Here is a 21,551-nt window from a genome sequence, read left to right as displayed (position 1 = left end):
TCCTGCACGACGAACACGTCGCACGGGAGAAGGAAATGACGATCTGCGGTGAAATCCAGCCTGACAGGCGTACGCGTCTGTCGCGCAAAATGCGCGTAATACTGTTCTTCGCTTTTGAAGGCGCCGCCGCACTCCTGATCGGATTTGCGGCCTTATTTTTGAGCTTTGAACCGGCCTGGTCGGCGGAGCGCGCGCAGACCACTTTCCTCAAGCCGGGCGATGTCCGTTCCGGTTCGCTTCTGCTGAAGACCGAGGACGGCTACACCGACGCCTCGCGGCTCGGCATCGATGTCGATATCACCGTGTCCGGCCCCACGGTCCGCGCCCGCGTCACGCAGATTTTTCGCAACCCGACGCAACACTGGGTCGAGGCGGTTTACGTCTATCCGCTGCCCTCCGGCGGCGCCGTCGATACGCTGAAGATGGTGGTCGGCGACCGCGTCATCGTCGGCGACATCAAGGAGCGGCAACAGGCCCGCATCATCTATGAGCAAGCGGCACGTAACGGACAGAAGGCGGCGCTGACCGAACAGGAACGGCCGAATATCTTCACCAATTCGGTCGCCAATATCGGTCCCGGCGAAACCGTGCTGGTGCAGATCGAGTATCAGGAGCAGGTAGCACAGAGCGGCAATGAATTCTCGCTGCGGCTGCCGATGGTGATCGGGCCGCGCTACAATCCCGCACCCGTGGTGCAGAGCGTCGACTTCCGCCCCGGCGGCGGCTGGGGCGCCAGCAAATCCGATCCGGTGCCGGACCGCGACCGCATCTCTCCGCAGGTGCTCGATCCCGCGACCAACGCGCCGGTCAATCCGACAAGTATCACGGTTCGCCTGCAGGCCGGATTCCCGATCGGCGAGATCAAGAGCCATCATCACACCATCAAGACCGAAAGCCCCGACGGCAGCACGTTCATCATCAAGCTCGCCGAAGGCGTGGTGCCGGCGGATCGCGACTTTGAACTCACCTGGAAGCCTGCCGCGGAGAAGGCGCCGTCGGTCGGCCTGTTTCGCGAACATGTCGGCGGCAGCGATTATCTGCTTGCCTTCGTGACGCCGCCTTCGGTCGAACAGAACGACAGGAAGCCACTGCCGCGCGAGGTGATCTTCGTGATCGACAATTCCGGCTCGATGGGCGGCGTCTCGATCATCCAGGCCAAGGCCAGCCTCACTTACGCGCTCGGCCGCCTGCAGCCTGCCGACCGCTTCAACGTGATCCGCTTCGATCACACCATGGAGATGCTGTTCCCGGCCTCGGTGCCGGCCGACCGCGAGCGTGTCGGTCAAGCGACCTCGTTCGTCGGCGCGCTGCAGGCCAATGGGGGCACCGAAATGGTGCCGGCGATGCGCGCCGCGCTCAGCGACAGCGTTGGCGATTCCAATTATGTCCGCCAGGTCGTGTTCCTGACCGACGGCGCGATCGGCAATGAGCAGCAATTGTTCGAGACCATCAACGCGCTGCGTGGCCGCTCGCGCATCTTCATGGTCGGCATCGGCTCGGCCCCGAACACCCATCTGATGACGCGTGCCGCCGAACTCGGCCGCGGCGCCTTCACCCATATCGGCTCGGTGGAACAGGTCGAGGAGCGCATGCGTGGGCTGTTCTCGAAACTGGAGAATCCGGCGGTGAACAACCTCACCGCCAAATTCTCCGACGCCACCGCCGACATCACCCCATCGCCGATCCCGGACCTCTACCGCGATGAGCCGCTGATTCTTGCCGCCAAACTCGACAAGCTCGCCGGCTCGGTCGAGATCAAGGGCCGGATCGGTGACCGTCCGTGGGTGGTGACGCTTCCGCTGGCGAGCGCGGCCGAGGGCAAGGGCCTGTCGAAACTATGGGCGCGGCGCAAGATTGCCGATGCCGAAGTTGCGCGCACCACACGGCAGGAGAGCCCGGAGGATGCCGACAAGACCATCCTCGCGCTCGCACTCGATCATCAACTGGTGACGCGGCTGACCAGCCTCGTCGCGGTCGACAAGACGCCGAGCCGTCCCGAAGGCGAACCGCTGAAAGTTTCGGAACTGCCGATCAACCTGCCGGCCGGGTGGGATTTCGCCAAAGTGTTCGGTGAACGCCCGCGACTGCCGGTCACGCCGATGGAACGTCGCGCCGAGGCCGGCGAGGCCAGGGTTCAGGTCGCGGCGTTGAAACGCGCGGCCCCTGCGGTCACGGCAGCGCCGAACACGGTCCAGCTCCCGAAGACCGCGACCGATGCCGAACTGAGAATGATCCTGGGTGTGATCTTCCTCATATTCAGTCTTGTCCTGTTCGCGTTCAATCGGCGCCAGGCGTTGATCCCCTGACGCCCCCTTGACGGAGGAGGCCCCCCGAGCTCCTCCCGAATGCGCGCGCGGCCCTCCGTCCCCCAGGGTCGCGCGCGCGACTTTTTTTCGAACCGTCATTGCGAGCGCAGCGAAGCAATCCACCGCGCGGCAAAGAAAGTATGGATTGCTTCGCGGAGCCTGTCATCGGGCGCATCCGCGCGACCCGGTGGCTCGCAATGACGGGAGGTTCCAAATGTGTCGCTTCATCCTCCCTCTCCTCCTCGCCGTCGCCGGCCTCATCCTGCTCGGCCAAGGAGGCTACATCTACGCCAAGGCGACGCTCGCGCAGATCCTACTGGAGCGCGCGTTCACCGAATCCATCGCCACCGGCCGCGAGACAAGGCCGTGGTCATGGGCGGATACCTGGCCGGTGGCCCGCATCGAAATAAAGCGGATCCATGCCAGCACCATCGTGCTGGCCGGGAGCAGCGGCCAGGCGCTCGCGTTCGGCCCGGGCCATGTCGAGAACACACCCGATGCGGGCGAGCGCGGCGTCGCCGTCTACTCCGCGCACCGAGATACGCATTTCCGCTTCCTGCAAAATGTCGCCATCGGCGACGAGATCGACGTCACGCGCCGCGACGGCAAGAAATTCCGATATCGCGCGGATTCGACCTCGATCGTGCGTTTCGATGCTTCGGGCATCGATCCGCTGCGCGACGGATATGGACTGGTGCTGTCGACCTGCTGGCCGTTCGAAGCGCTGACGCCAGGGCCGGATCGCTATCTCCTGCACGCCACCTTGATCGGGCCTGTTCCCTGAGTTCATCCGCCCGTCAATCCCGGGGCGACGATGAATACTCCGCCTGCCGGGATATCGTGCGCTGCGCAAAGGGCGCTATCGGGCCAACGCGTGTTGCCACCCTCCTCAAGTCTCAATAAAAAGAATGAAAACGCATGGCCGAAGCGATCGCACGAGATCGCCGTCTGCCAAAGGAAACAACAAGGTAAGGGCACGCTCCATGGAAGCTCGGGTAGTCAACGCGTCGCATTCGGCTGAAAACTGGTCGCCCTCGTCCGACGCCAGCGACATCGTCAAAAGTATCCATGCCATGCTCCACCCACGCAACATCGTGTTGGTCGGTGCGACCGACAAACCCGGGAACTATGCCGAGCGCATCTGGAACAATCTGGTCAAGTACCAATACAAGGGCAAGCTGTTCCCTGTTAACGCCAAGCGCGAAACGATCTGGGGCGTCCCCTGTTACAAGGATTTCGCCAGCCTGCCGGAGAAACCCGACCACGTGCTGGTGCTGGTACCGGCGCGTTTCGCGGTGCAGGTGATCCGCGACGCCGCGGCCGCCGGTGCGCGTTCCGCCACCATCGTCACCTCGGGTTTCAGCGAGTTGCAGGACGCCGACAGCCAGCGGCTTGCGGTCGAACTGAAAGAGGCGGTGCGTGAAACCGGCCTTGCCGTCACCGGCCCGAATTGCCTCGGCAATCTGAGCGCGGGCGAAAACCTGTTCACCAATATCGATGACCGCATCGTGACGATGGAAGCAGGTCCCGTCGCAATCGCCGGGCAATCCGGCGCGATCGTGATGGCGATCCGGCAGGCGCTGGAAGATCGCGGCGTCGGTGTCGGCTACATGGTCACGACCGGCAACGAGACCGGGCTCGAGACTCCGGACCTGATGGCCTATTTCGCGGCCGATCCAAGTATCCGCGTGATCGTGGTCTATCTCGAAGGCGTGCGGAACACCAAAGTGTTTCGGGAGGCCTGCAAAGCCGCGCGTGCCGCCGGCAAACCTGTCATCGCGCTCAAGCTCGGTGCCTCCGAGGGCGGCCGTGCGGCGGCGATGGCGCATACCGGCGCGCTCGCCGGCTCCATCCAAACCTTCGATGCGATCTCGACGCGCGAGGGTGTGATCCGCGTTCGCGGCCTCGACGAACTGATCGAGACCACCGAATGTTTCGTGCATGCGGAACCGCCGAAGAGCAATCGTCTCGCCGGCGTGTCGCTGTCGGGCGGCAAGCGCGGCCTCTTGATCGACGCGTTCGATTCCGCCGGGCTCAACTTCGCACCGCTGAGCGCGGACGCCACCGAGAAACTCGCAAAGATGCTCGGACCGGGCAGCATCGTCGGCAATCCGCTCGATGCCGGATTTGCCGCGGTAGTCGACCCCTCCGTCTACATGCAGTCGATCAAGATCATGATCGACGATCCCGACACCGATATCGTGATCATCGACGCCGAACTGCCGAAGGCGCCGCACGAACTGCGCGAGCGCAATTTGCGTATCGTCAACGACATGGCGGGCGCCGCCAGCAAGCCCGTGGTCTACATCAGCGCGATGTCGATCGGCTTTACCGAATTCACCAAGGGCCTGCGCAAGTCGCTGCCGAACATCGCGGTCATGCAGGGCCTCGACCGCGCGGTGGGTGCGATCAAGTCGTTGATCGAATATGCCTCGCTGCGCAAAGTCGTGCCGGAGATCGCGTCGAGCTCGAAGGCTTCCGCCCGTGCCGTGCTGGAGAAGACGCTAAGAAGCGCCAATGGCGCCGCGGCGCTCGACGAAGTCGCCTCGAAAAAGCTGCTGAAGGCCTACGGCATTCCCGTCTCAAAGGAAGAGATCGCGCAGACCGCCGCGGATGCGGTGAAGATCGCCAAAAAAATCGGCTTCCCCGTCGTCGCCAAGGTGGTCAGCGCCGAGATCCTGCACAAATCGGACATTGGCGGTGTGGTGCTGAACATCAACAGTTCCGCCGAGGTGAAGAAGGCGTTCAACGACATCACCGCGCGGGTCAAGAAGCTGAAGAACAAGCCGAAGCTCGAAGGCATTTTGATCGCGCAGCAGGTCAAGTCCGACCTCGAACTCGTGGTCGGCGCCTCGCTCGATGCCGAGATGGGCCCCGTGGTGCTGTTCGGCACCGGCGGCGTCGATATCGAACTGATGAAGGACGTGGCGCTTGCCGGCGCGCCGCTCGATGCCGACGAGGCGAAACAGCTGATCGGCAAGACCAAGGCCGGCGTCAAGATGAAGGGCTATCGCGGCAAGCCCGCGCTGCACGAGGCTTCCGCGGTGAAGGCGCTGGTCGGGCTATCCAATCTGATGGCGGACGCGGGAACCCGCATTGCGTCGATCGACGTCAATCCGTTCCTGATCAACAGCAAAGTCGGCGTCGCCGTCGACGGCCTGATCGTGCTCAACAACGCGGCGGCGAACAAGGCGGCGGGGCACTAGGCTCCCTTGTCATGCGCGGGCTTGACCCGCGCATCCATCAAAAATGAATCGCTTGAAGGGGATGGATTGCCAGGTCAAGCCCGGCAATGACAGTTGGGCTCACAACCCCGCGCCCCATTGCCGCGCGGTCTGCACCAGCCAGTCGCGATAGAGCGTCAGCGGCGTGACGCCGGTGAGTCCGCCGCAACCGGCCGAGCTATTGGGTCCGGTCGACCAGCTGACGACGCCGACGATGGCCGGACCTGATTGCTTGTCCTCGAATACCGGCCCGCCAGAGTCTCCCGTGCAGGCGCCGAGCCCGTCGCGCGTCCCCTGATTGACCGGATCGACCAGCCGGATCTGCAGCGTCCCCGGCTTGCCGGTGGCAATCAATCCGGCAGCGCGAATGGTGCCGCCGCTCTTGCCATCGCCGCGCGCCGTGACGCCGATGCCGGCGATCGTAAAGCGGCTGCCGACGAGAATCGGAATGTTGGGCATGCCGAGCGTCGACGGCGTCTTGCCTTTGACAGGAGAACCCAGTTGCAGCAGCGCCACATCGGCCGTCGCCCGGTGCGCCTGCATCGCCTGCATCTTGAAGCCGGGATGAATAGCGACGCTCTTGACGTCCTGCAAGGACGGCTGCTTGTCCGCACCATATTCGACGATCTTGTAATCGGCACCGGGCTGCACGCAGTGTGCCGCGGTCAGCACGATTTTGGGCGCGATCACCGCGCCGGTGCAGAAATTGCCGCGGGAACCGACAATGGTGACGACCGAACGACCGACGCCGTCGGCGGATGGCGCGCCACCGCCCACGATGGCGTGAGCGGGCGCGACCACCAGCAGCGCAAGACTGGCAATTACTCGAGCGAGGACTTTCATGGCCGCAGCAATACCCCGCGCAACCGACATCGCCAAGCCGCGGATCGGACTGGCTCCGAAGGGCATTCCGTGTTAGCCGCTCCCCCGTCGCGTATAGATATGGCGGGGAAACAATGGTCGAGGCGGTGATCTGGGATTTCGGCGGGGTGCTGACCACTTCGCCGTTCGAGGCCTTTACGCGGTTCGAGACCGAACGCGGGCTGCCCGCCGACATCATCCGGCGCACCAACGCGGCCAATCATCTGGAAAACGCCTGGGCGAAATTCGAGCGCGCGGAAGTCGATATCGAAGCCTTCGATGCGCTGTTCGCGACGGAATCGAAGGCGCTGGGCGCCGAGGTCCGCGGCAGCGATGTGTTGCCTCTGCTCTCGGGCGATCTACGCCCCGAAATGGTCGAGGCGCTCAAACGCGTGAAGGCCAAATTCAAGACCGGCTGCATCACCAACAATCTTCCGGCCAACGCGATCGGCAGCCGCAGCGGCCGTTCGCTCTATGTCGCCGAGGTCATGGTGCTGTTCGATCACGTCATCGAGTCCGCCAAGATCGGCCTGCGCAAGCCCGACCCGCGCATCTACCAGATGATGGTCGAGACGTTGCAGGTCGATCCCAAAAACTGCGTCTATCTCGACGATCTCGGCGTCAACCTGAAGCCGGCGCGCGAAATGGGCATGACCACGATCAAGGTGCTCAATGCGGCGCAGGCGATCACGGAGCTGGAGGCGGCGACCGGATTGTCGCTGCGATAGGGCTCAACGCCTGGCCTGCGCCTTGGCTCTTTCATACGACAACCAACGGCTGTACAATCGAGGTCGCATCTCCTTTAAAGTCTGGATCAGTCCAGAACCCCGGACCGACCAAAGAGGCTGTGATCATGGCACTTCCTCCAGAGGAAAAACCCCCTTCGGCTTTCTATCCGGCCGATAACGCTGCGGTCATCGCGCATCTGAACTATTTGCAGGCAATCATCACCCGGCTTGCCGGCAACAGCGCGCAGTGCAAGACGTGGTGTCTGGCCATCGTCAGCGCCCTCTTCAGCTTTGCCGGCGCCTTGAAGAACGACAATATCGTCGCATACGCGATCATCCCGATCGTCATCTTCTGTATGGTCGACGCCGCCTATCTCGGCCGCGAAAAATCCTATCGCCAGCTCTACAATTCCGTGGTCACCAAGATTCGCGCGGGGACCTATACCCGCGGCGATTGCTTCGATCTAACGCCGCCTGCCGGCACTGGACACTACTCCAAGGCGCTCTGCTCCTGGTCGATCTGGCCGATCTATCTCGGCCTGATCGCCGGCTATGCCCTGGTCCGGATGTCCGGCCTGTTGATGTAACGGCAGCAACAAGCGAAGTTGGGCGCCCGACACCAGATTAGCCCAGCCGAAGCCATAAGGTGCGCAGATAATTATCTCGATGAAACGAGCGGTAGTTGTCGCTATTATCTCCAGAGATTGCATACTGTATTAGATCAATCAAAAGAGGTTATTTCTTATGACCGATTTTTTTGCGATCATTATCGGCGCGAAAGAGGATTCCCGGCGCGCCCGGCTCATCAAGGAATTGCGTAGCCGGACGCGCAACCTGCGTGAATCCGGAGAACGGCTTGATATCGTCGGTCAGCGCCGCATCAACTCTGTGCCAGTCGATGCGCGTGCTGTGGCCATCGTCCTTTGCCGCAGAGGCATGGGCACCAGCGAGACCGACGCAATTGCCGCAGCGAAGAAGCGCTCTGTTCCGATCATTCCTGTCGTCGCCGATCTGCGCACCTTCACGACGGTCGCTCCCCAAGGGGTCACGGAGTTCAACGGCTTCGAGTTGAGTGATCCGGCCGACATCGGCGAGCTTGCCGGACTCGTACTCGAATCGCTCGGGCTGCAGCGCTCGAAGCGGAAGATTTTCATCAGTTATGCCCGGATGGACTCGAGCGCGGTAGCGCATCAATTACGTGAAGCCTTCACGGCGCGTTGGTATTCCGTCTTCATGGACACAATCTCGATTCGCCCGGGGGCGGTATTCCAGGAGGAACTGTTGCAGGAACTGGCGGACAGTGACGCCGTTGTGTTGCTGAACAGCCCTAACGTCAAGCATCGCCCCTATGTGCAGCAGGAGATCGCATTCGCGGATCAGGCCGGCGTCAGCGGCATCCAGGTGGTCTGGCCCAAAGTGCAGCGGATGAGGGAAGGCGCATTCTTATGCCGCTTATGCTCAACGCGAAAAACGCGATAGCCCAGAATGGTGTCGTCACGGCATTGACCCCGGCAGGTATCAAGCAAGTCCTGCGTCGGGTCGCCGACATGCGCACCGCGATGCAGCGGCGCCGGGAAAAGGAGATGCTGAGTCCTGTCAGGGCCTATGCCCAGACCAAAGGATGGAAAGTGGTTCCATATCTCGGTCGCCATATCGAGCTGCATGATGACGTTACGCGCATCCGTATCGATATGGCCCTTGGCGTGCCCACCAGCCGCGATCTCGAACGGGCATTTCAGGCAGCGAGCGCGGGAATACCAGGCGGCAGTTGTTGTATGATCCGCTTGGCGTCACCAACAGCCAGGCCGATCACCTGAACTTCCTCGGCTCACACCTTCGCTTGCAGTATCTTGATCCGAAGACTGCGCTGCAATGGACGGTCATCCCATGATCATCCCACCCGTTTTCCTCTCCGCCAGCGAGCCCGATCCGGACCGAAAGGAGGAGTACTGGCAGAGCCAGAACCTGCTCAACGTTCGCGAAGCGGTGCGGGCCTTTTGCGCCCATGCCCTGGCGCATTATCCGGTCGTCTACGGCGGCCATCCGGCGATTACGCCTCTGGTCCGGCAGGTGGCATCGAGAATCGAGCATGACGCCGCCACCGGGACAAAGCCGGGAAAATCAGTCAAAAATCCGATAACCCTGATGTTTCAGTCGGGCCTTCACGTCAAGCCATCATCGGCCGACCAGAGCGTCATCGTTACACCCGCGCACGAATCCGACGGGACGATTGCGACGCCCGAAGGAGGCACGCGCAACGCAAGCCTGCTACGGATGCGCTACGAGATGATCGGCAGGCCAGGAAAGTACCCCGTTCATCTGCTGGAGGGCCATGCGAACGAATTCGGCGCGCAACGCCTCGCACGTCTAAAGACATATGAGTTTACCGCTGCGGTTTTCATTGGCGGCATGGAAGGCGTCGAACGGGAGTTTCGAATCTTCCGCAGCTTCCACCCAGAAACACCGGCGTATCCGATCGGCAGTACAGGCTCCGCCTGCGCAAAGCTGCTCAAACAGGTCAGACCCTATCTCAGTCCGGAAACATTCGACGCGCTGCGCGGCGAGACCGCATACAGTCTTTTGATGCAGCAGCTTCTCCCGGTGCCGGACTCAAGCGTCGGAGGCTCGCTCGGCGCCGGAAACTGGCGCGAAGATCCCCGCGCAGGCGATCCGCGTTCCCACATCGATCCGAAAGAAATCGATCGCGCGAGAGTCAATCTACCGCAACGAAGTGGAAGGACTTGACCATATGGCCGACTCTTCTGCTGCCCCACTCAAGGGTGCCCGAATCTGGCTGTCTGGATCCATTCCCGACGGCGCCGATCCGGACAGCATCCGATCGTTCGTCGCACGACTGAGCGCGAGTATCTTCCGCGATGGCGGATCCATCATCCATGGCAGCCATCCGACGATATGGCCGATCCTGCAGCAGCAAGCGGCGGAGTTTCAGCAGGCCGGAGGTGCACGCGATTGCCTGACGATGGCGATTTCCCGGCACTTTTCCAGCGAGCCGGACAAGTACGGCGTCGACACGAAGGCGTGGCGATCATGCAGTCTCGTATATGAGGTGCCGGCCGAAGGCGGCGACGACAAGAAAGCGCAGAACCTGGAACGGTTGCGCAACTGGATCGCAGAACGATGTGACGCGGTCGTCGTCGTCGGGGGCAAGGGTTGGGATAAAAATCCGGGCGGCGCCGGAATTCCCGCCGAGTTCGAACTGGCACGCGAACGAGGTTTGCCGTGCTTCTTGGCAGCGAGCATGGGAGGCGCGGCGGAAGGCTATTTGCGCGATCGCCCTGAAATTCTGCGCAACCTCAGAAATGGCCTCGATCCAGATGAAAATCTCGCGCTCGCCACCGCACTGAAGGGAGACGTCCTCGCCGACCGCATCGTCGAACAGCTGCGCCGGCTTCCATTGGTTCGCGGCGAGCCGCGGAGTGGCAGCACGTTTCGAATATTGTCGCTGGACGGTGGCGGCATCAAGGGCACCTTCACCGCCGCGGTGCTGGCCGAGTGGGAACGGATCACGAAGTGCAAGCTGACCGACCATTTTGATCTGATTGCGGGAACCTCGACCGGCGGCATACTGGCGCTCGGACTCGGCATGGGCCTCTCGGCGCAGACGATGCTGGAGTTTTATGAACAGCGGGGACCCACCGTCTTTCCGATGACGAGTCTTGGGCAGAGATTGCTGGCGACCCTGCGTTCGCTCATCAAACCAAAATTTGCCCAGGAGATCCTGCAATCCGAATTGGCGACGGCTTTCGACAGCGCCCCCTGGAAAATGCTTCGCGACGCACGGTGCCGGCTCGTCATTCCCTCCTGTCACGCCAGAACCGGCGGCGTTCATGTTTTCCGGACCAATCACCATCCGGCCCTGACGGCAGCCGCAGATTATCTGGCAACCGACATTGCTTTGGCGACCGCCGCCGCGCCGACCTATTTCCGTGCAGCGGAAGTCGATGATCGCGCCTATCTCGATGGCGGGGTATGGGCCAACAACCCCAGCATGGCAGCGCTGGTCGAAGCGCTCTCCCGGCTCCGGGTGCCGCTAAACCATATCGATATTCTCAGTGTCGGCACGACATCCGCACCCTTTGCCGGGCGCAGCACCCTCAAGGCGGGCTTCGCTGGCTGGCTTTGGAAGGGCCGCATCGCCGAACTTCTAATGCATGCACAGGCGCAAGGCGTGCTCGAACTGTCCAACGACCTCGCGGGCCACGCCCGCATGTTGCGCGTCGACCTATCCCTCGTTCCCGGCGAAGTAAGCCTCGACAACGTCAATCGCATTGCCGACCTCAAGGATTATGGCAAGCAAGTCGCGGCCAAGCCGGATACGGTTGCCGACGTCAAGGCGCGTTTTCTCAATGGTGTTCCGGTTGAAGACTGGACCCGGTTCTAGCCGGTTCGGTCCGCGCGCATGCCAGAACTGCATGCGCTCGAAATACCGCAAACGAGGCTTGTTCTTTGCCGGGAACGCAGGCAGAACACTCTGAAATCCAGTGAATTCGGAGTTGAAACCCGTGGCTGACAAAGGGCCGACCGCCTCGATCGAGGCAGTGGAAAGCGGCCTTGCCGCGCAGGGCTATATTGCGAGCCGCCAGATCGCGACCGCGGTCTATCTGTCGCAGCAGATCGACAAGCCCATCCTGGTCGAAGGTCCCGCCGGCGTCGGCAAGACCGAGCTTGCGAAGGCGATCGCGGCGTGGCGCGGGCTGAAGATGATCCGCCTGCAATGCTACGAGGGCCTCGACGAAGCCAAGGCGCTCTACGAGTGGAAATACGCCAAGCAGCTGCTGTACACGCAGATCCTGAAGGACAAGCTCGGCGAAGTGCTCGGCGGCGCCGAGACGCTGCACGACGCGCTGGCGCAATTGCACGATTTCGGCGACGTGTTCTTCTCCAAGGAATTCGTCGAACCGCGGCCGCTGCTGCAGGCGCTGGAACAGCCGGCCGGCTGCGTGCTCCTGATCGACGAGATCGACAAATCGGATGCCGAGTTCGAATCGCTGCTGCTGGAAATCCTCAGCGATTTCCAGGTCACGATTCCGGAACTTGGCACCGTTACCGCGGTCGCCGCGCCGACCGTGATCCTCACCTCGAACAGCGAGCGCGATCTCGGCGACGCGCTGAAGCGGCGCTGCCTCCATTTGCACATCGGCTTCCCCGAGCAGAAGCTGGAAGAGCGCATCGTCGAAAGCCGCGTGCCAGGAATTTCGCAGACGCTGCGCAAGCAGATGGTCGGCTTCATCCATGAGGTTCGCTCACTCGACCTGAAGAAGCTGCCGTCGGTGAGCGAGACGATCGATTGGGCGCGGGTGCTGGTGCTGTTGCAGGCGCCCGAACTCGGCAGCGAGATCGTCAAGGATACGCTCAACGTGCTGCTGAAGTACGAGGCGGATATCGAGGCCACACTGCCCCAGGTATCCACCTTCATCGCCAAGACATCGCGGCAGAGCGTCGTCTTCGGATAAAACGGATGAGAGAGAACCTGCATCGCTTCTTTCGTGCGGCGCGGGGCGCAGGCGTCAGGCTCTCGCCGGCCGAAAGCATCGATGCGATGCGCGCGGTCTCCAAGGTCGGCTTCAGCGACCGCACCGTGCTGCGCGACACGTTCCTGCTGACGCTCGCGAAAACCCAGGACGAGAAGAAGGCGCTCGGCGACTGTTTTGATCTGTTCTTCGATCAGCCCGAACCGTCGCAGCCACCACCCGAAGACAGCGAGACGGACAGGTCGGACACGCCGGAGTCGGGTGCGGCATCTGATACGCCAGGCGACGCCGATGGCGGCGACGACCAGGCCCAGGATCTCGGCCAACTCGCGCAGATGCTGCTGTCGCAGGACCGCAATGCGATGGCCGCCGCGATCGCTAACGCTTCGAATGCGGCGTCGCTGTCCGACATCCGCTACTTCACGCAGCGCGGCATCTTCTCGGGCCGCATCCTCGACCAGATGGGCATCCAGCGCTTGCGCGACGATCTCGACGCGCTGACGGCGAACAATCCCGCGCTCGCAGAACGGCTGCAGGCAGCACTCGACGGCTTGCGCGACACCGTGCGCGAAACCGTCTCGCAGGCCTTGATGCTGTACGGCCGCGAGGAAGCCGAGAACCTGCGCAACGAGATTTTGCGCAACGCGCCGCTGTCCCGGATCGAGCCGCGTCAGGTCGAGCAGATGCGGCTTCTGATCCGCCAGATCGCGCGTCGCCTGCGCGAGCGTTACAGCAAGCCGCGCAAGCGCCAACGCCGCGGCCATCTTGACGTGCGCCGAACCATCCGGCGCAACGCCGCCTGGGGCGGCGTGCCGTTCCTCACCGCATGGAAGCGACGCCACCGCGACAAGCCAAAAATCATCGCACTCTGCGACGTGTCGGGTTCGGTGGCGCGGGTATCCGATTTCTTCCTGCTGCTGATCCACAGCCTGCATGAAGTGGTCTCGGATGTCCGCTCGTTCGCCTTCTCGGGGCACCTGATCGAGGTCAGCGACATCCTGGAATCCAAATCGCCGGAAGAGGCGATGGCCGAGATCATGTCCAAGGCCGGCTTCGGCTCGTCGGATTACGGCAACTCCTTTGCCGATTTCGAGCATGAATGGATGAACGCAATCACGCCGCAGACCACGGTGATCATCCTCGGCGACGCCCGCAGCAACAATCTCGATCCTCGCGCGGATATCCTGCGCCGCATCGGCGAGCGCTCGAAGCGGCTGGTGTGGCTCAATCCCGAGGGACGGATGGCCTGGGGCTGGGGCGATTCGGAAATGCCGCGCTATTCGACCTTCTGCACCGTCGTGCGGCAATGCGCGACCGCGCAGCAGCTGGAACGCGCAGTGTCGGATATCGTGGCGAGCTATCAGTAGTTCCACCCTAAGCCGCCGGAATCCTGTATTGTTGATCTCGCGCACCCGATTCCCGCCTGTTGACCCCGTTTTGAAGCCGATATGGAAGCAGCCCTTAACCGCAAGCCGGACAAAGCCCCTGACGCGCTGTCCGTGCTGAACTCCGTGTTCGGCCTGCCGGCCTTTCGGGGCGAGCAGGAAAAGATCGTCCGTCACGTCACTGATGGGGGCAATTGCCTGGTGCTGATGCCGACCGGCGGCGGCAAGTCGCTGTGCTATCAGCTGCCGTCATTGTTGCGCGAAGGCTGCGGCATTGTGGTGTCGCCGCTGATCGCATTGATGCGCGACCAGGTCGCCGGCCTGCTCGAAGCCGGCGTCAAGGCAGCGGTGCTGAATTCGACGCTGTCGTATGAGGAAGCCAACGCCGTCGAACAGCGGCTGCTGGCCGGCGACCTCGACGTGCTTTACGTCGCGCCCGAGCGGCTGCTGACGCCGCGCTGCCTCGGCCTGCTTGCACGCGCCAGGATCGCGCTGTTTGCGATCGACGAGGCGCATTGCGTGTCGCAATGGGGGCACGACTTCCGCCCCGAATATATTGGTCTTTCCGTCATCGCCGAGCGGTTCCCCGATGTGCCGCGGATCGCGCTGACCGCCACCGCCGATGACCTCACGCGCCAGGAGATCGCCGAGCGGATCAAGCTTACCGATGCGCCGCGCTTTGTCGCCAGTTTCGACCGGCCCAATATCCGCTATGAGATCGTCGACAAGCAGAACGCGCCCGCCCAGCTGAAGGCCTTCATCAGCGAACGGCATGCCGGCGACGCCGGCATTGTCTATTGCCTGTCGCGCGCCAAGGTCGAGGACACCGCCGCGGCATTGAACAAGGCCGGCGTGCCGGCGCTGCCGTATCACGCCGGCCTCGACGCCGGTCTGCGTTCCCGCAACCAGGATCGCTTCATCAACGAGGACGGTGTCGTGATCGTCGCCACCATCGCGTTCGGCATGGGCATCGACAAGCCCGACGTGCGCTTCGTGGCGCATCTCGATCTGCCGAAGAGCATCGAGGCCTATTACCAGGAGACCGGGCGTGCGGGCCGCGACGGCAAGCCCTCCAGCGCCTGGATGGCCTATGGCCTGTCCGATATCGTGCAACAGCGCCGCATGATCGACGAATCCACCGGCTCGGACGCGTTCAAGCGCGTGTCGGTCGGCAAGCTCGATGCGCTGGTCGGCCTCGCGGAGACCGCGGGCTGCCGGCGCAGCCGCCTGCTCGGCTATTTCGGCGAAGCGGTCAGCGCCGGCAATTGCGGCAACTGCGACAATTGTCTTTCACCGCCACAACTTCTCGACGGAAAGGTGATCGCGCAGAAAATATTGTCCTGCGCCTATCGCACCGGGCAGCGCTTCGGCGCCATGCACCTGATCGATGTGCTGGTGGGCCGCATGACCGAGCGCGTCACGCAATTCGGCCACGACAAGATATCCGTGTTCGGCATCGGCGCCGAACTCAACGAGAAGCAATGGCGCGCCGCGATCCGGCAAGTCGTCGCCATGGGTCATCTGCACGCCGACAGCGAGGCCTTTGGCGCGCTGAAGCTGACCGAGAGCGCGCGCGGCGTCTTGAAGGGCGAGACCGCGGTGATGCTGCGCGAGGCGCCCGCCGGCACCCGCGTTCGCGCCAGCCGAGCCAAATCAAGGCGCGGCGATCTGGCGCCACGGTTTACCGGAGAAGGTGCGCCCGCCGATGCCGGCCTACAGGCGTCGCTGCGGGCCTGGCGCTCCGAGATCGCGCGCAAGCGCGGCGTGCCGGCCTATGTCGTGCTGCACGATTCGACCATCGACGGCATCGCCGCCTCCCGCCCCGCGACGCTCAACCAACTGCGCAACATCCCCGGCATCGGCGACAAGAAGCTCGAGCACTATGGCGACGAGCTGATCGCGCTGGTGAAGGACGCGGAGCGCTAAGCACTCACCGCCGCGCTAGCCATTGCGGAACGTGTAGGCATACCCGTTGATCGCGGGCGCGCCGCCGAGATGGGCGTACAGCACCTTCGATCCCTTGGGGAAATAGCCCTTGTTCACAAGGTCGATCATGCCTTGCATGGATTTTCCCTCGTAAACCGGGTCGGTGATCATGCCTTCGAGCCGCGCGCAAAGCCGGATTGCTTCCTTGGTCTCTTCCGAAGGAACGCCATAGGCCGGGTAGGCATAGTCTTCGATCAGGACGACGTCGTCTGCGACGACCTCCTTGCCCAACTCGACCAAGGCAGCGGTGTTGCGGGCGATATCAAGCACCTGGGCCTTGGTCTGCGCAGCGGTGAACGAGGCATCGATGCCGATCACCTTCCGCGCGCGGCCGTCCTTGGCAAACCCGACCAGCATGCCGGCATGGGTGGAGCCGGTGACGGTGCAGACCACGATGTAATCAAAGGCGAAGCCGAGTTCCTTTTCCTGGGCGCGGACCTCTTCGGCGAAGCCGACATAGCCGAGCCCGCCATATTTGTGCACGGACGCGCCGGCCGGGATCGCATACGGCTTGCCGCCCTTGGCTTTCACGTCCGCGATCGCTTCTTCCCAGCTTTGCCGAATGCCGATGTCAAAACCTTCATCCACCAGCTGGACGTCGGCGCCCATCACGCGGCTGAGCAGGATGTTGCCGACGCGGTCGTAGACGGCGTCTTCATGCGGCACCCAGCTTTCCTGCACCAGACGGCATTTCATGCCGATCTTGGCCGCGACCGCGGCGACCATGCGGGTGTGATTGGATTGCACGCCGCCGATCGAAACCAGCGTATCGGCGTTGGAAGCGATCGCGTCGGGCACGATATATTCGAGCTTGCGCAGCTTGTTGCCACCGAAGGCGAGGCCCGAATTGCAGTCCTCGCGCTTGGCGTAGAGTTCGACCTTGCCGCCGAGATGCTGCGTCAGCCGCTCCAGCTTCTCGATATGGGTCGGCCCGAATGTCAGCGGATAGCGTTCGAATTTTTCCAGCATGCGTCATCCCCGTTGATGTCTGATCTTGCGGGAACGCCGATCATCAGACGACGGAAAGGTGCTCTCTAAGTTACCATCGGATTTTGATGGATTGGTTGCTGGATTGATCATTGGTGGTAGTTTTCGTTCATCTGCTGACCACCTTATGAGAGATTCTTCCGTGACCCGACTGGACCGCGTCGACCTCAAGATGTTGCGTTTGCTGCAGAATAACGGCCGGCTCAGCAATGCCGAGCTGGCCGAAGCGGTCGGGGTCAGCCCGGCGACCTGTCACCGCCGCACCCAGCGCCTGCTCGACGACGGGTTTGTCAGCACGGTCCGCGCCATGGTGGCGCCGCGCAAGGTCGGCAAGGGCGCGCTGGTCATGGTCGGCGTCGTGCTCGACCGCTCCACGCCCGAAAGTTTTGCCTCGTTCGAGCGCGCGATCGCGAAACTGAAGTTCGTCCTCGACTGCCATCTAGTGGCCGGCGATTTCGATTATTTCCTCAAGATCCGCGTCGGCGACATGGAAGATTTCAACCGCATCCATGGCGAGCAGCTGATCGCGCTGCCCGGCGTGCGCCAGACGCGAACCTTCTTCGTCATGAAGGAAGTCGTCGACAACGCGCCGCTGGATTTTTGAGAAGGCGTTTTGGCGAGAGCGGATCACTCGCTCGATTTTTTCGCACTCGCGCTCTGTTCGGTCGCCGTGCAGGAAATCAGCAGCGTGAACGCCCTTGCGTTGCGCGCAATGTCGGACGTCTTCAGCTCGGCCTTTGCCTCGACGGCGGTCTGGTAGGGCACGACGCTGTTGTCCAGGAAGTCCCGCAATGCGCCGGTCTTGATCGCGAAATTGATATTCTCGGGGATGTTGCCGGTCGCCCTGGCAACTTTCAACGCATTGAGTTTTGCTGCCACCATTCCGGCGATCGTGCCGCTGGTGTCCAGCAGCGGCCCGCCGCTGTTGCCGGGCTGAACCGCAGCACTGATTTGCAGGAAGCGGGTATCGTTCATGAGGCCGCTCAGGGAACTTACAATCCCGGTGGTGACCGTGAAATCGGAGGACAACAGGCCGTGGAACGGATAGCCGATTGCGACGACGCTATCGCCCGAATGGATCGCCTTGCCCCGAATCGTCGCCACTTCCTTGAAGGCGCTCGGCGCCTGCAGCAAGGCGAGATCGTTGGTTTCATCGCTTGAAACGAGCCGCAGCTTGACCGGGGCCTCGCCGGTCAAGTTTCCGAGGATGTCGCCACTGCAGCCATCAACCACGTGTTGATTGGTGACCACGTGTCCGCTACTGCTGACGACGAAGCCCGTACCGGTTTTGTTGACCGATCTGGTGGCCTTTGGCTGTGCGGAATTCGGTTGCGCCGGCCCGGCCGCCGCCACCTGCTTCGGAGCGACCGCGAACTCGCCGGCGCCCGCGAGCCCATTCTTCTTGATGCTGGCAACGCAATTGGCCAGCGCGGGCAACAATTGCGCGGTCTGATCGAGCTTGAACTGGAAAAGCTGCCCTTGCGTGAAGGCGGTCATCGTCTTGGCCTTGCGGAATTGCGTGATGAGCGCCGAGTTGGGCGGCATCGGCACACGGACCAGTTTGTCGCCGATCGGGATGCCGTGAACGTTGAATGGCGTCTGACCATCAAACGTCAGGACAATCGGAAATGCCTGTCCGGTGGTAAGCGTCCAGTTCTCGTGGGCGAATCCCAGACCCCATGCCGCCTTGTCGTCTATCGTGACGACAAAGTGGATGCCGCTCCCATAGGTGGCACCCGCGGCGCAGTGCGTGAACGCGCCGCTCTGGTCGTTGGTATAGGCCCCGCCCTTCCAGTTGCCGACGTTGATCGTGCCGTAAGGGCCGCGGGCATCCGAGGTTGAAAGCGTCGCAATCAGGCAAAACGCTGCAACGATCGCTCCGATTGCAAACTTCATTTCGACCTACTCAAATGAGCGCTCATCTTAAGAGGCGTTGAAATCAAACCGCAAGCGCCACGCGAATCTTCAGCGTCACGCCACCGCGACAGGCGCGCGAAGTGCGGCCCGAGCCCAACCCGCAAGTTCTTACTTTGTTCTTTCAACTCCCGCGTGTCAATCCGGAAACTGAACTGCAAGGCGGCAGCGCCCTACTTCGCCTCGCTCGCCTTGACGCCCGAGCTTTCAACGAGCTTTGCCACGCGTGGCAGATCGGCGGCGAACAGGCGCGCATGCGCCTCGGGCGTCAACTCGTTCTCAGGAAATGGCAGGGTGCCGAGTTGCGTCAGCTTCTCCAGCAGCACCGGGTCAGCCAGCGCCTTGCGGAGCGCCGAATTCAGCGCGCCGACGGTTTCCCTGGGCGTGCCCTTGGCCACGTAGAGGCCATGCCACATCGTGTAGCTGACCTCGGGCATGCCGAGCTCGGCGGTGGTCGGCACGTCCTTCAACTGTTCAAGCCGTTTTGGCGACGTAATGGCGATGCCGTGCAGCGTTCCGGCCTGAATCTGCGGCAACGCATTGGTCACCTGGTCCCACAGCAGATCGATCTGCCCGGCGAGCAGATCGCCGATCGCCGGCGCCGATCCGCGATACGCCACGACGGTCGGTTTGAAGCCGAGCACATTGCCCATCATCACGGCGCACAAATGACTGTTGGTGCCGATACCACCATGCGCGAAGTTCGCCTTGTCGCCCTGCGCCTTGATCCAGGCCACATAATCCTTCGGTCCCGCGCCGGGAATCGACTTGCGGCCGATCAGCACCATCGGTGCGTTGTTGACGAGGCCGACCGGCTCGAAGGCGGTTGCCGTGTCGTAGCGCAGATTGATGAACAGGCTGGGCGCCGCCAGCAGCGCGACGTGATTGATCAGGATGGTGGAGCCGTCAGGTGCCGATCGGGCAACACGGTCATTGGCCAGCGTGCTGCCGCCTCCGACCACGTTCTCGATGATGACGGTCTGGCCGAGCGTGCCCGACATCCGCTCGCCGATGAGACGCGCCACGGTGTCCGTGCCGCCACCCGCCGCATAGGGCACGACAAGCGTTATGGTCTTGGGAGACGATTGCGCTTGGGCCTGCGTCACAAGCGCAGCAAGCAAGAGGCCAAGGCCGATAAGCGCGCTGCTAAAAAGCCGGTTGATCACGACGGCGTCCTTCCCATGGTTTTTCTTGTCATGCCGCATGTTTGCGGTCATGCACGCGTTCGCGAAATCGCACTGCAGCAAAGCGGGCGGTATCGCGTGAGTTCAGATCATGCTGATTGTGCGTCTGCAAATCAAATACAATGCGACGCGGGCATTCCTAGCGTGCCGGGCTCAATGTCGGGCGCTGGTAGCGAAGCCATAGGACGGCGGCGGCGGCGGCCAGCATCAGCAGCACCGAAAACCAGTTGAGCGGATGCCAGCCCCAGCGATCCTGCAGAAACCCCGCCATGAAGCTCGACGTCGCGGTCGTGCTGAAAACCAGGAGATCGTTGAGCGCCTGGGTCTTGCCACGCTCGCTCGGGCGGTAGCATGTCGTCACGACAGTGGTGGCGGCGACGAACAGGAAATTCCAGCCGACGCCGTTGACGGTGAGCGCGATCCGGAAATTCCATTCGCTCAGCCCGGCGAGCGCGGCAGCAACGCCGGCCAGCATCAGCGCGACACCCCAGGCCATGACCGTCGTGGCGCCGAACCGGTTGATCAGATTGCCGGTGAAGAACGACGGCACGAACATGCCAAGCACATGCATGAAGATGACCCAGTGGGCTTCCGCGTGCGGAAACCCGCAGCCGACGATGGCCAGCGGCGAAGCGCTCATGATGAAGGACATCGTGCCGAACGCCAGCATGCCGGCGATGACTGAGGCGATGAAGCGCGGCTGGCTGGCAATCACCCAGAGCGGACGCGGCGGCGCTGAAGAGACGGCAGCCCCCTCGGCAGCCGTCGAAGCCGCGACCGAGGGGAAGGTGATGAAGGACATCACCGCAAAGACGATCACATGCAGGCCCAGAATGGCGGCGTAGGTCGCAAGATACAGCGGCATCACCAGATCGTGCGTCACGCGCACGAGGCTGGGGCCGATCACCGCAGCGGCGACGCCGCCGGCCGTAACCCACGAAATCGCCTTGGCGCGGTAATGGATCGGCACCAATTCCGCCGCGGCAAACCGGTACATCTGCAGACAGGCGACGGCGTAGCCGAGGATGAGACCGCCGGCGCACATCACCATGAAGTTGGCGGTGTATAGTCCGGTACACATGATGATGGCGCCGGCCATGCCGAACAGCGAGCCGACGCGAAAGCCGATGCTGCGGCCGACCCGCTGCATCAGCAGCGCGGCCGGGAATACCCAGATCATCACGCCGAGGTGCTGCATCGTGACCGGCAGGTTGGCGAACTCGGGATGGTGATAGAAGGTGATGACGGACAGCCCCGTCGCCGCAAACATCATGGTGTTGCAGGACTGGCCGACCGCCTGGCAACAAGCCAGCAGCAGCAGATTGCGGCGTGCCCGCCGATCGAGGTCCGGCGCGGGATCAGCTTCCGGCTTGAGCCCTGATAGGGGGTTCAGCGCATCCATTTTGGTTTTTTGCCTAACTGACCTCGGAGCGCCGATTGCGCGACGGTTCGTCACCTTCTCTAGGAGAAACGTTCCCCATTCA

General features: G+C 62.6%; 18 protein-coding genes. 13 read left to right on the top strand and 5 right to left on the bottom strand.

What is annotated here, in order from left to right:
- The first annotated feature begins 35 nt into the window (after positions 1-35).
- The 3 genes from JQ574_RS22345 (at position 36) to JQ574_RS22335 (ending at position 5,512) form a co-directional block, all read left to right on the top strand.
- Positions 36-2,306 carry a marine proteobacterial sortase target protein gene (locus JQ574_RS22345; RefSeq protein WP_212213343.1) on the top strand — a complete coding sequence of 757 codons (2,271 nt, stop codon included), beginning with the start codon at positions 36-38 and terminating at the stop codon, positions 2,304-2,306.
- 214 nt (positions 2,307-2,520) lie between these two features.
- Positions 2,521-3,090: a class GN sortase gene (locus tag JQ574_RS22340; RefSeq protein WP_212383851.1), complete on the top strand. Its 570-nt coding sequence runs from the start codon at positions 2,521-2,523 to the stop codon at positions 3,088-3,090.
- Positions 3,091-3,289: 199 nt separating this feature from the next.
- Positions 3,290-5,512: an acetate--CoA ligase family protein gene (locus JQ574_RS22335; protein WP_212213349.1), complete on the top strand. Its 2,223-nt coding sequence runs from the start codon at positions 3,290-3,292 to the stop codon at positions 5,510-5,512.
- Positions 5,513-5,611: 99 nt separating this feature from the next.
- On the opposite strand, the gene JQ574_RS22330 is transcribed toward JQ574_RS22335, so the two are convergent.
- A complete protein-coding gene (locus tag JQ574_RS22330; RefSeq protein ID WP_212213352.1) occupies positions 5,612-6,373 on the bottom strand; it encodes a trypsin-like serine protease in 762 nt (253 codons plus the stop codon).
- A 113-nt stretch (positions 6,374-6,486) separates the two neighbouring features.
- Here JQ574_RS22330 and JQ574_RS22325 point away from each other — a divergent pair, with 113 nt between their 5' ends.
- The 9 genes from JQ574_RS22325 to recQ all read left to right on the top strand — a co-directional run bounded on the left by JQ574_RS22325 (position 6,487) and on the right by recQ (position 15,922).
- A complete protein-coding gene (locus JQ574_RS22325) occupies positions 6,487-7,119 on the top strand; it encodes an HAD-IA family hydrolase (RefSeq protein WP_212213355.1) in 633 nt (210 codons plus the stop codon).
- A 125-nt stretch (positions 7,120-7,244) separates the two neighbouring features.
- Positions 7,245-7,706, top strand: a complete 462-nt coding sequence (locus JQ574_RS22320) for a hypothetical protein (protein ID WP_212213358.1) — start codon at positions 7,245-7,247, stop codon at positions 7,704-7,706.
- Positions 7,707-7,863: 157 nt separating this feature from the next.
- Positions 7,864-8,598, top strand: a complete 735-nt coding sequence (locus tag JQ574_RS22315; protein WP_212213361.1) for a toll/interleukin-1 receptor domain-containing protein — start codon at positions 7,864-7,866, stop codon at positions 8,596-8,598.
- Entirely contained in the window at positions 8,565-8,936 is a 372-nt protein-coding gene (locus JQ574_RS22310; protein WP_212213364.1) for a hypothetical protein, read from the top strand. The genes JQ574_RS22315 and JQ574_RS22310 overlap by 34 nt, the downstream gene beginning before the upstream one ends.
- A gap of 70 nt (positions 8,937-9,006) precedes the next feature.
- The gene (locus JQ574_RS22305) at positions 9,007-9,864 is read left to right on the top strand and encodes a hypothetical protein (RefSeq protein WP_212383849.1); all 858 of its coding nucleotides are present in this window, start codon (positions 9,007-9,009) and stop codon (positions 9,862-9,864) included.
- A 4-nt stretch (positions 9,865-9,868) separates the two neighbouring features.
- Positions 9,869-11,521 carry a CBASS cGAMP-activated phospholipase gene (locus JQ574_RS22300; RefSeq protein WP_212383847.1) on the top strand — a complete coding sequence of 551 codons (1,653 nt, stop codon included), beginning with the start codon at positions 9,869-9,871 and terminating at the stop codon, positions 11,519-11,521.
- 121 nt (positions 11,522-11,642) lie between these two features.
- Complete coding sequence (locus JQ574_RS22295) at positions 11,643-12,593, top strand: MoxR family ATPase (RefSeq protein ID WP_192735597.1); 951 nt, start codon at positions 11,643-11,645, stop codon at positions 12,591-12,593.
- 5 nt (positions 12,594-12,598) lie between these two features.
- Positions 12,599-13,978 carry a VWA domain-containing protein gene (locus JQ574_RS22290; protein WP_212213373.1) on the top strand — a complete coding sequence of 460 codons (1,380 nt, stop codon included), beginning with the start codon at positions 12,599-12,601 and terminating at the stop codon, positions 13,976-13,978.
- Between the two features lie 81 nt (positions 13,979-14,059).
- The gene (recQ, locus tag JQ574_RS22285; protein ID WP_212213376.1) at positions 14,060-15,922 is read left to right on the top strand and encodes a DNA helicase RecQ; all 1,863 of its coding nucleotides are present in this window, start codon (positions 14,060-14,062) and stop codon (positions 15,920-15,922) included.
- 15 nt (positions 15,923-15,937) lie between these two features.
- On the opposite strand, the gene JQ574_RS22280 is transcribed toward recQ, so the two are convergent.
- The gene (locus tag JQ574_RS22280) at positions 15,938-16,951 is read right to left on the bottom strand and encodes a 1-aminocyclopropane-1-carboxylate deaminase (RefSeq protein WP_212213379.1); all 1,014 of its coding nucleotides are present in this window, start codon (positions 16,949-16,951) and stop codon (positions 15,938-15,940) included.
- Positions 16,952-17,096: 145 nt separating this feature from the next.
- On the opposite strand from JQ574_RS22280, the gene JQ574_RS22275 reads away from it, so the two are divergent.
- Complete coding sequence (locus JQ574_RS22275; RefSeq protein WP_212213382.1) at positions 17,097-17,573, top strand: Lrp/AsnC family transcriptional regulator; 477 nt, start codon at positions 17,097-17,099, stop codon at positions 17,571-17,573.
- Positions 17,574-17,596: 23 nt separating this feature from the next.
- Here the strand turns inward: JQ574_RS22275 and JQ574_RS22270 are convergent, their stop codons facing one another.
- From JQ574_RS22270 to JQ574_RS22260, 3 genes are all read right to left on the bottom strand, one after another.
- Positions 17,597-18,865 (bottom strand): S1C family serine protease, encoded by a 1,269-nt coding sequence (locus JQ574_RS22270; RefSeq protein ID WP_212213384.1) that lies wholly within the window; start codon positions 18,863-18,865, stop codon positions 17,597-17,599.
- A 191-nt stretch (positions 18,866-19,056) separates the two neighbouring features.
- Positions 19,057-20,100, bottom strand: a complete 1,044-nt coding sequence (locus tag JQ574_RS22265) for a tripartite tricarboxylate transporter substrate-binding protein (RefSeq protein ID WP_212213388.1) — start codon at positions 20,098-20,100, stop codon at positions 19,057-19,059.
- Between the two features lie 106 nt (positions 20,101-20,206).
- A complete protein-coding gene (locus JQ574_RS22260) occupies positions 20,207-21,469 on the bottom strand; it encodes an MFS transporter (protein WP_212213390.1) in 1,263 nt (420 codons plus the stop codon).
- Between the last annotated feature and the right edge of the window lie 82 nt (positions 21,470-21,551).

The organism is Bradyrhizobium sp. AUGA SZCCT0158, from assembly GCF_018130065.1.
Taxonomy (GTDB): domain Bacteria; phylum Pseudomonadota; class Alphaproteobacteria; order Rhizobiales; family Xanthobacteraceae; genus Bradyrhizobium.
Note: the sequence above shows the minus strand (reverse complement) of the source record. Positions and strands in the feature narration are given on the sequence as shown.

Bases quoted from the DNA above. Each gene is read 5' to 3' on its own strand.
- JQ574_RS22335 (WP_212213349.1), top strand. From the start codon at position 3,290: ATGGAAGCTCGGGTAGTCAACGCGTCGCATTCGGCTGAAAACTGGTCG.
- JQ574_RS22310 (WP_212213364.1), top strand. From the start codon at position 8,565: ATGCCGCTTATGCTCAACGCGAAAAACGCGATAGCCCAGAATGGTGTC.
- JQ574_RS22320 (WP_212213358.1), top strand. From the start codon at position 7,245: ATGGCACTTCCTCCAGAGGAAAAACCCCCTTCGGCTTTCTATCCGGCC.
- JQ574_RS22275 (WP_212213382.1), top strand. From the start codon at position 17,097: ATGAGAGATTCTTCCGTGACCCGACTGGACCGCGTCGACCTCAAGATG.
- JQ574_RS22340 (WP_212383851.1), top strand. From the start codon at position 2,521: ATGTGTCGCTTCATCCTCCCTCTCCTCCTCGCCGTCGCCGGCCTCATC.
- JQ574_RS22265 (WP_212213388.1), bottom strand. From the start codon at position 20,100: ATGACCGCAAACATGCGGCATGACAAGAAAAACCATGGGAAGGACGCC.
- JQ574_RS22330 (WP_212213352.1), bottom strand. From the start codon at position 6,373: ATGAAAGTCCTCGCTCGAGTAATTGCCAGTCTTGCGCTGCTGGTGGTC.
- JQ574_RS22280 (WP_212213379.1), bottom strand. From the start codon at position 16,951: ATGCTGGAAAAATTCGAACGCTATCCGCTGACATTCGGGCCGACCCAT.
- JQ574_RS22270 (WP_212213384.1), bottom strand. From the start codon at position 18,865: ATGAAGTTTGCAATCGGAGCGATCGTTGCAGCGTTTTGCCTGATTGCG.
- JQ574_RS22315 (WP_212213361.1), top strand. From the start codon at position 7,864: ATGACCGATTTTTTTGCGATCATTATCGGCGCGAAAGAGGATTCCCGG.
- JQ574_RS22300 (WP_212383847.1), top strand. From the start codon at position 9,869: ATGGCCGACTCTTCTGCTGCCCCACTCAAGGGTGCCCGAATCTGGCTG.
- JQ574_RS22345 (WP_212213343.1), top strand. From the start codon at position 36: ATGACGATCTGCGGTGAAATCCAGCCTGACAGGCGTACGCGTCTGTCG.
- recQ (WP_212213376.1), top strand. From the start codon at position 14,060: ATGGAAGCAGCCCTTAACCGCAAGCCGGACAAAGCCCCTGACGCGCTG.
- JQ574_RS22260 (WP_212213390.1), bottom strand. From the start codon at position 21,469: ATGGATGCGCTGAACCCCCTATCAGGGCTCAAGCCGGAAGCTGATCCC.
- JQ574_RS22290 (WP_212213373.1), top strand. From the start codon at position 12,599: ATGAGAGAGAACCTGCATCGCTTCTTTCGTGCGGCGCGGGGCGCAGGC.
- JQ574_RS22305 (WP_212383849.1), top strand. From the start codon at position 9,007: ATGATCATCCCACCCGTTTTCCTCTCCGCCAGCGAGCCCGATCCGGAC.
- JQ574_RS22325 (WP_212213355.1), top strand. From the start codon at position 6,487: ATGGTCGAGGCGGTGATCTGGGATTTCGGCGGGGTGCTGACCACTTCG.